The sequence below is a fragment of the Sphingomonas bacterium genome, assembly GCF_903644135.1.
Lineage (GTDB): Bacteria > Pseudomonadota > Alphaproteobacteria > Sphingomonadales > Sphingomonadaceae > Sphingomonas.
In genome coordinates this window covers 1-7,605 of record NZ_CAHJXA010000125.1, presented here as the reverse complement: position 1 = coordinate 7,605, position 7,605 = coordinate 1, and the positions used below count along the sequence as shown (strand labels likewise).

Genomic DNA, 7,605 nt, shown 5'->3' with positions numbered 1-7,605 from the left:
CGCCAGACGCTCGCGCCGACGCCGACCGACGCCGACCGGCTGATCGCGGGCATGGCGGAGATCATCGACCGCACGCTCGGCCCGGCGATCGAGACCAGCGTCGTCGCGACCGCGGGGCTGTGGCCGGTGCTGGTCGACGCGCCCCAGCTGGAGAACGCCCTCCTCAACCTCTGCATCAACGCGCGCGACGCGATGCCCGATGGCGGGCGGCTGACGATCGAGACCAGCAACAAGCGGCTCGACGCCCGCGCCGCGACGGAGCGCGACCTGCCGGAGGGCGAGTATGTCTCGCTGTGCGTCAGCGACACCGGCAGCGGCATGGCACCCAAGGTCATCGAGCGGGTGTTCGATCCGTTCTTCACCACCAAGCCGATCGGCGAGGGGACGGGGCTGGGTCTTTCGATGATCTACGGCTTCGTTCGGCAGTCGGGCGGGCAGGTCCGCATCTATTCCGAGGTCGGGCAGGGCACGACCATGTGCCTCTACCTCCCACGCCATATCGGCGATGTCGCTGTCTCCGACCGTACCGCCGACACCCCCGACGCGCAGCGCGCCATCCCCGGTGAGACGGTGCTGATCGTGGAGGACGAGATCGCGATCCGCCAGCTGGTCGGCGAGGTGCTGGCCGACGAGGGCTATCGCGTGCTGGAGGCACCCACCGGTCCCGCCGGCGTGAAGGTCATGCAGTCGAGCGAGCGCATCGACCTGCTCATCACCGACGTCGGCCTGCCCGGCGGCCTCAACGGACGGCAGGTGGCCGACGCGGGCCGGGTGGCGCGACCCGACCTCAAGATATTGTTCGTGACCGGCTACGCCGCCAACGCGGCGGTCGGGGCCGGCCATCTCGATCGGGGCATGGAGTTGCTGACCAAGCCGTTCAACATCGCCGACCTGGTCGCCCGCGTGCATACCATGGTCAAAGGGAGGAAGTGATCAGCTCACCCTAGCGCTGGTGCGACGTGGAGGAGCAAGGAAACCGCCAGCGTCAGCATCACGACGCCGACGAACGCGTCGAGGACACGCCATGCCGCCGGCCGGGCGAAGACCGGTTCGAGCAGGCGGGCACCGAAGCCGATCGTGGCGAACCAGGTGAAGCTCGCCACCGCGGCACCCGCCACGAAGATCGGGCGCAGTTCGGCCGGCTGGCTCGTTCCGGCGGCACCCATCAGCAGCACCGTGTCGAGATACACATGCGGGTTGAGGAAGGTGAAGGCAGCCGTCGCCGCCAGCACCCGGCCGAGCGTCGTGCCCTGACTGTCGCCGACGACCATGGCCGCGGGAGCGGCCATGCGGCGCAGCGCCTTGACCCCATACCAGGCGAGGAAGGCGGCACCGCCCACCGTCAGGGCGGTGGTCAGTCGCGGGATGGCGGCTAGGAATACGCCGACACCGCCCACCCCGGCCGCGATCAACAGCGCATCGGCACCGCCGCAGAACAGCACAACCGCGCCGACATGCTCTCGCCGCAGCCCTTGCCGCAGCACGAACAGGTTTTGCGCGCCGATCGCCATGATGAGCGCGGCGGAGAGGAAGAACCCGGAAGCGAACGGCGGCAGGATGCTCGTCATGGCGTTAGCTGGACCTAACGCCGGCCATCCCGCGGCAGATCGCCGCCATGCTGTCGACCGGCAATCATGCAGGGATGGCAGCGATGCTCGCGGTGTTCGCCGGCGCGATGCCGTTCTCGCGGTGACGGAAATCGCTGAGCGCCTGATAGACCTGCAGGCGCGCGCGCATCACCGAGCCGAGCGGGCGGTGCGCCGCAAGGCTGTGCGCCGGGGTGAAGGTCATCACCTCGTCGAAATAGCGCACCCGCGCCGGACCATAGGCGGCCTGGCGCGGCAGTCGGATGGTCGCGATCGTGCGATAGGGGCTGACCTCGACCGGCCAGTCCACCGACGCGTCCTCGATCGGCTGCCGATCCTCGTCCGTCCAGAGCTGCGCCTTCAGTTCGTAGACCGCGTCGTGCGTCTCGAAGTAAGCGACCGCGGCGTGGCGGAAGCCGTCCTCGTCCTCGTGCGGATTGAGCTGCCAGTCGGCCAGCGCGAGCTGCTCGGCGGCGACCGGCACCGCGCCGAGCTTGGCGACATGGTCGCCGAAGCGGACCGGCGCCTGACTGAAATAGCCCTCCGACATCGGATGGCTGAACGGATGGCCGAAGAAGTCCGCCTTGGCGTTCTCGGTGCCGAACGCGTGCAGCAGCCGGTTGAAGTTGCGCATCGTCAACGACACCGCGCTCTTCACGACCTCGGGCATCCCCGCCGATCCGCCGATCACCGTGCCGTCGCGCAGGAAGCCCTTGGCGGTGCCGGACGGAAAGGTGGTGCCTGTCGCCAGCACGAAATCCTGCGTGTCGGCATCGTGGCCCGGCAGCTTCTCACCCTCGACGCCGAAGACCTTGATCGACATGCCGCGATGTGTGGAGACGCGGTCGCCGAGCGTCTCGCCCGGCCCTTGCGCGAAGCGAACGGCAACCTGGTACGTGCCGGGCTTGGCGAACAGGCCTTGCGCCAATTCGGGCGGCAGCCCCTCGGGCACGACCAGCTCGCCGATCACGCACGCCGAGCTCTTGGCGTGGCTCGCGCGCACCGCATGGTGTTCGCGCTTCTCGACCGTCTCGCTCTGGCCGGTCATGCCCTTGATGATGCCGTCGATCGTTGCCTGCTCATCGGCGTCGGTCTGCTCGGTGGTGGCGCTGTAGCGAAGATGGGTCATGGATTGTCGCTCGTGTTCGAGGATCAGCGGGCAGGCTGAAAGGAGAAGAGCTGCGTCCGGATCGACGGCGGCGCGCCGGGGGTGAACCACTGCGTGTCCTGAATGTGGCTGGCGGTGACGTAGATCGTGCCGTCCGGCCCCTCGGAGAAGGTGTCCGGCCAGCGCAGACGCCTGTCGGTGAGGACGGTCTCGACCGCGGTGCCGTTCAGCCGCTTGATCGAATAGTCGGTCGGCGAGGTGAGATAGAGCGTGCCTGCCTTGCTCATCCACAGCCCGTCGGCGACATGCGTCTTGGCGACGGTCCTGACCGCCTTGGCACGGTCCGCCTCACTCACTTCTGCGCGCAGCTTGGCGGTATCGATCGAATAGAGCGTCTCGCCGGTCAGCGCCTGCCAGTAGAGCGTCCTGCCGTCGTTCGAGATGGCAATGCCGTCGGCGGCGAAGGCGGGCTGACGGCCGTCGGGGCGGACCAGCGGCTTGCCGTCGAGCGCCACCGTCACGCGCTTGTCGATCTGCGTCGAGGGGTGGCCGTCGAGCGCACGGAAGCTCTTGCCGCTCTCAAGGTCGACGACGATGATCGCGCCGCGCGTGCCGCTGTCGGTGATGTAGCCGGTCTTGCCGTCGGGCGAGAAGCGGATGTCGTTGAGGTAGGTGCCTTGCAGCGCCACGTCGTCCGGCACGAGGATGACCTTGGTCACCGCGTTGCTCTTGAGGTCGATCCGCACGAGCTTGGGCGCGCCTTCCAGAATCTTCTCGTTCCCCGGCGCGCCGGGGTCGAGCACCCAGAGGTTGCCATGGCCGTCGGGCACGATCGACTGCACGCAGATAAAGTAGTCGCCGACCGGCAGCTCGTTGGCGCGGGCGTTGCGCCAGCTGTTCCACTTGGCGTCGGGATAGGGCTTGAGCGCCCCGTTCGGCAGCACCTCGGCGACCGAGACCGGTGCGTCGTCGGTCCAGCGCGGGAAATTAACGAAGCGGCGACCGTCCTCGACGACCGCGACGCCGGTCGCCTGATGATCGAACTGCGCGACCTGCGTCAGCGGCGAGCGCGTCTGCGCGATCGCGCGCGCGCCGACGGTAACGGCAGCAAGCGCGCCGATCGCCGCTAGGCCGGCTATGAAGGGCTTGGCTTTGGTCATGGTCAGGCTCCGGTCGACGACATCGGTCAGGGTGGCGGGATCGCCGGTGAAGAGATGGACCAAATGCCTGGCGACGGCGTCGGAGTCCTCGCGCTGCGCGAAATGGCCGACGCCCGCCAGCGTCACGAACGCGAAGGGTCCGGTGAACCTGGACGGCACGGTCTTGGCAGCAGACGGCGGGTTCACGCCGTCGATGGCACCTTGAATATAGATCGTCGGCAGCGACAGCGCCTTGGTCGCCTTGACCTTGTCCTCCAGCCAGCGGCTGGCGGGATCGGGTTCGGCCTCATCCCAGCGCGCCTGATAGCTGTGCAGCGTGACGTCGACCCAGTCGGGATTGTCCCAGGCTTCGGCGACCCGGGCGAACGTCGCCTCGTCGAACCAGCCAGGCGGCGACCAGTTTACCCAGTGCCGATGCGCGAAGCCGCGCCGGTCGGCACGGATCGCCTCCGCGCCGCGCGCCGTCGCCATGAACCAATGATACCATTGTCGCTGCGCCTGCTCGAACGGCGGGGTCGGCATCCCGCCGAGGCGGGGCGGCCCGGTCGGGCCAGCCCACCGCCATCGCCTCGGCGGTGTTCGCACCCCAATCGTGTCCCGCGACCATGAACCGTTCGACGCCGAGCCCGTCCAGCAGCGCGACCATGTCGATCGCGAGGATCGCGCTGTTGCCGGTGCGCGCGACACCGTCATGGAGCCGCGACGCCCCGAACCCGCGCAAGGCCGGCACGATCGTCCGCAGCCCGGCCTCGGTCAGCAGCGGCACCACCGCGTCCCAGGTCGAGGCGTCGTCGGGCCAACCGTGGATCAGGAGGACGACCGGCCCGTCGCGCGGGCCAGTGTCCTTGTAGTCAATATCCAGCGAATCCGTGGACCAAATCGGCATGACACCTCACTTAAGCGAACGATCCGCGCCTTGATTGATGTGAGTTGAGCGCCGCCGCAACGTCATATCCTCATCGGCATCGCGATGTGCCGCCCGACGACGTTCTGCTGTGCGATACACGCAGCATTGCCCGCGCCAAGCCGTTCTATGTGCGCATCTTCGCCAAGACTTCTGCAATGATACGATCTGCGGCAGGGCAGGGTTGGGGAGGCGGGTGGCGCGAAACCGAGATGAACGAATGACCAAACTTAGCAAGCCACCAATTAATCCGTGAACGTCTACACGTGGTGGTTCACCGGCGGGCCGCATCCGACGCGGGGCGGAAGCACAGGCGGTCACTCAATCGCGGTACGGACCGTCGAGCGAGGTGCTGGAATTTCGAACGGATTACCCGATCCTCCCGCCGTCGCCGACGCGGGTCCAGATCGAGATCAGGGCGGCCTCCATCAATCCGATCGACTGGCAGATGATCGAAGGCAATTGCCAGATGAAACGCAGCCGGTTCGTCACCCTTTTTTCGTGATGAAGACGATAAGGTCACGGTCGGCGCGATGATCCTCAAGGTGATCGGCATCACTGACGTGACGGTCGTCGCCGGCGGCAACGCCAAGGCGGTCGACATCGGCGAGCCGACCATGGACCAGTTCGTCGCCACGCTCGGACCCGAGATCGAACGGACCGCCGCCTGAGACGCGGCGCTGCCAAGCCGCTGTTGGATCGCTTAACCTCTCACGGGCCCATCATGACCAACGATCGAGGCACCAAGCTGTTGAAGGTGCGTGCCTGCTAGCGCGGCGGCTGCTCTGCCGAGATGCAAACGAGGACCGATGTTCAGGCATCAATCCTATCGATGCAACTCCGTCGACGGTTGTTGCAGGCCATCCAAGGCTCCATCAGCACCCGCGATCATCCATCGCCTCCAAGTCCCTTCACCTTGTGACGATCACCCGCTCGTTGACCTCCACCGGCCATTCGGTCAGCCGCTGGCCCGCACCCGGACCGCCGACGCAAAGGCCGCTGCTCGGATCGAACAACGCGCCATGCCAGCTGCACGCGATGTAGCGGCCGTCCGCCGTCAGGTAGCGGTCGAGCTTCTGCGCGAGCGGGAGGCCGGCATGGGGGCAGCGGTCGACATAACCATACACGCGGTCGCCGCGGCGGATGACGAACCCGTGGAAGCGTCCGGCGCGCAGCTGGAGCACGTAGTTGCGGGTGCCGCCGTCGGGCACCGCGTCGAGCGACCCGAGGGTGACGCCGGCGGGTGTGGCGAACAGGCGCGCGTCGCCGCTCATGCGGCGTCGGGCTGGCGGTCCGGATGGGCGGCGGCGACATCGGCGCGGGCGCGCACCGCCGCGGCGGCTTCGACCAGCCGCGGATAGGGGTCGAGCGGCACGCCGAACCGCTCGGCGGAATAGACCTGCGGCACCAGGTAGCAGTCGGCCAGCGTCGGCGTGGTGCCGAACGCCGCGCCGCGGCCATGGCGCGCGACCAGCGGCTCCAGCGCGGCGAACCCGTCCCCGATCCAGCGCGCGGTCCAGGCCTCTATCTGCGCCTTGTCGGCACCAAGATCGTGGCGCAGCGCCTGCAGCACGCGCAGGTTGTTCAGCGGGTGGACGTCACAGCCGATCAGCGCCGCCATCGCCCGCACGATCGCGCGATCTCCGGCGGCGGCCGGCAGCAGCGGCGGGGCGGGATGCGCCTCCTCCAGCCATTCGAGGATCGCCGGGCTCTGGGTCAGCACGGTGCCGTCGTCCAGCTCGAGCGCCGGCACCAGCGGCTGAGGGTTGAGCGCGGCGTAATCCGCCCCGCGCTGCTCGCCGCGACGCAGGTCATAGCTCACCTGCTCGTAGGCGAGCCCCTTGAGCGCGAGCGCGATCCGCACGCGGTAGGAGGTGCCCGAGCGCCAATAGCCGTGGAGCCGCATCAGCGTGGCGACGGCAGGACCCGCGCGCGGCACTCGCCGAACCCGATCGGGACGTAGCCCGGTGCCTCAGCCCGCGCGGTCATCACCACCTCGTCGCCATCTTCCAGGAAGCCGCGTGTCTCGCCGCCGGCGAGCGTAACCGGCCGGCTGCCGCCGCGGCTGATCTCCAGCAGGCTGCCAAAGCCGTCGTCGCTCGCCGCCGAGATGGTACCGGTGCCGATCAGGTCGCCCGGCTGGAGATTGCAGCCGCCCGACGCATGGTGCGTCACGATCTGCGCCACCGTCCAATACATGTTGGTCGCCGGCCCGCGGCTGAGGCGATGCGGCGCTGCTCCCTCCGCCCGCATCCGGGTCGTGGTCAGCGTCACCTCCAGCGTGAGCGCGAGTGCGCCGTGCGCCTGGTCGTCGGCGTCGAGCAGATAGGGCAGCGGCTGCGGATCGCCATCGGGCCGCGCCGGCTGCGCGGTACGGAACGGGGCCAGCGCCTCCGCGGTCACTACCCAGGGCGAGACGCTGGAGTGGAAGTTCTTGGCGAGGAACGGCCCGAGCGGCTGATACTCCCACGCCTGGATGTCGCGCGCCGACCAGTCGTTGAGCAGGCAGAAGCCGGCGACATGCTCGCCCGCCTCGGCGATCGGGATCGGGGTGCCGAGCGGGTTGCCAGCGCCGACCCAGATGCCCAGCTCCAGCTCATAGTCGAGCCGTGCCGAGGGGCCGAACACCGGCGCGTCGGCGTCCGGGGCCTTGCGCTGGCCGCGCGGCCGCACCACCGGCACGCCCGACGGCCGGATCGAGGAGGCGCGGCCGTGATAGCCGATCGGGATCCACTTGTAGTTGGGCAGCAGCGGCGCGTCCGGCCGGAACTGACGCCCGACATTCTCGGCATGATGGATGCCGACGTAGAAGTCGGTGTAATCGCCGATCGCGGCGGGCAGGCCGAG

9 protein-coding genes and 1 pseudogene are annotated in these 7,605 nt (G+C 68.6%); 3 read left to right on the top strand and 7 right to left on the bottom strand.

Annotation, left to right across the window (positions count from 1 at the left end; translation table 11 throughout):
* The coding region (locus HUU96_RS08220) for an ATP-binding protein (RefSeq protein WP_174292345.1) at nt 1–933 on the top strand (933 nt) is incomplete at its 5' end.
* Between the two features lie 5 nt (nt 934–938).
* On the opposite strand, the gene HUU96_RS08215 is transcribed toward HUU96_RS08220, so the two are convergent.
* From HUU96_RS08215 to HUU96_RS15320, 4 genes and pseudogenes are all read right to left on the bottom strand, one after another.
* Nucleotides 939–1,568 (bottom strand): LysE/ArgO family amino acid transporter, encoded by a 630-nt coding sequence (locus tag HUU96_RS08215; RefSeq protein ID WP_174292344.1) that lies wholly within the window; start codon nt 1,566–1,568, stop codon nt 939–941.
* Nucleotides 1,569–1,632: 64 nt separating this feature from the next.
* Nucleotides 1,633–2,715, bottom strand: coding sequence for a catalase family protein (locus tag HUU96_RS08210; protein WP_174292343.1), 1,083 nt, complete (start codon nt 2,713–2,715; stop codon nt 1,633–1,635).
* Nucleotides 2,716–2,738: 23 nt separating this feature from the next.
* Nucleotides 2,739–4,376: an L-dopachrome tautomerase-related protein gene (locus HUU96_RS08205; protein ID WP_254605126.1), complete on the bottom strand. Its 1,638-nt coding sequence runs from the start codon at nt 4,374–4,376 to the stop codon at nt 2,739–2,741.
* A pseudogene (locus HUU96_RS15320) lies at nt 4,258–4,740 on the bottom strand (alpha/beta fold hydrolase); the annotation flags it as partial. The pseudogene HUU96_RS15320 and the gene HUU96_RS08205, both read right to left, overlap by 119 nt.
* Before the next feature lie 367 nt (nt 4,741–5,107).
* Between HUU96_RS15320 and HUU96_RS08200 the strand changes: the two are divergent.
* On the top strand, nt 5,108–5,263 hold the full coding sequence (locus HUU96_RS08200) for a hypothetical protein (protein ID WP_174292342.1): 156 nt from the start codon (nt 5,108–5,110) through the stop codon (nt 5,261–5,263).
* Between the two features lie 28 nt (nt 5,264–5,291).
* Nucleotides 5,292–5,429 carry a hypothetical protein gene (locus tag HUU96_RS08195; protein ID WP_254605125.1) on the top strand — a complete coding sequence of 46 codons (138 nt, stop codon included), beginning with the start codon at nt 5,292–5,294 and terminating at the stop codon, nt 5,427–5,429.
* Nucleotides 5,430–5,669: 240 nt separating this feature from the next.
* Here the strand turns inward: HUU96_RS08195 and HUU96_RS08190 are convergent, their stop codons facing one another.
* From HUU96_RS08190 to fahA, 3 genes are all read right to left on the bottom strand, one after another.
* Nucleotides 5,670–6,032, bottom strand: a complete 363-nt coding sequence (locus HUU96_RS08190; protein WP_174292341.1) for a Rieske (2Fe-2S) protein — start codon at nt 6,030–6,032, stop codon at nt 5,670–5,672.
* On the bottom strand, nt 6,029–6,664 hold the full coding sequence (gene maiA / locus HUU96_RS08185; RefSeq protein WP_174292346.1) for a maleylacetoacetate isomerase: 636 nt from the start codon (nt 6,662–6,664) through the stop codon (nt 6,029–6,031). The genes HUU96_RS08190 and maiA overlap by 4 nt, the downstream gene beginning before the upstream one ends.
* The coding region (gene fahA, locus HUU96_RS08180) for a fumarylacetoacetase (RefSeq protein ID WP_174292340.1) at nt 6,664–7,605 on the bottom strand (942 nt) is incomplete at its 5' end. The genes maiA and fahA, both read right to left, overlap by 1 nt.

Bases quoted from the DNA above. Each gene is read 5' to 3' on its own strand.
- HUU96_RS08215 (WP_174292344.1), bottom strand. From the start codon at position 1,568: ATGACGAGCATCCTGCCGCCGTTCGCTTCCGGGTTCTTCCTCTCCGCC.
- HUU96_RS08210 (WP_174292343.1), bottom strand. From the start codon at position 2,715: ATGACCCATCTTCGCTACAGCGCCACCACCGAGCAGACCGACGCCGAT.
- HUU96_RS08205 (WP_254605126.1), bottom strand. From the start codon at position 4,376: ATGCCGACCCCGCCGTTCGAGCAGGCGCAGCGACAATGGTATCATTGG.
- HUU96_RS08195 (WP_254605125.1), top strand. From the start codon at position 5,292: ATGATCCTCAAGGTGATCGGCATCACTGACGTGACGGTCGTCGCCGGC.
- HUU96_RS08190 (WP_174292341.1), bottom strand. From the start codon at position 6,032: ATGAGCGGCGACGCGCGCCTGTTCGCCACACCCGCCGGCGTCACCCTC.
- maiA (WP_174292346.1), bottom strand. From the start codon at position 6,664: ATGCGGCTCCACGGCTATTGGCGCTCGGGCACCTCCTACCGCGTGCGG.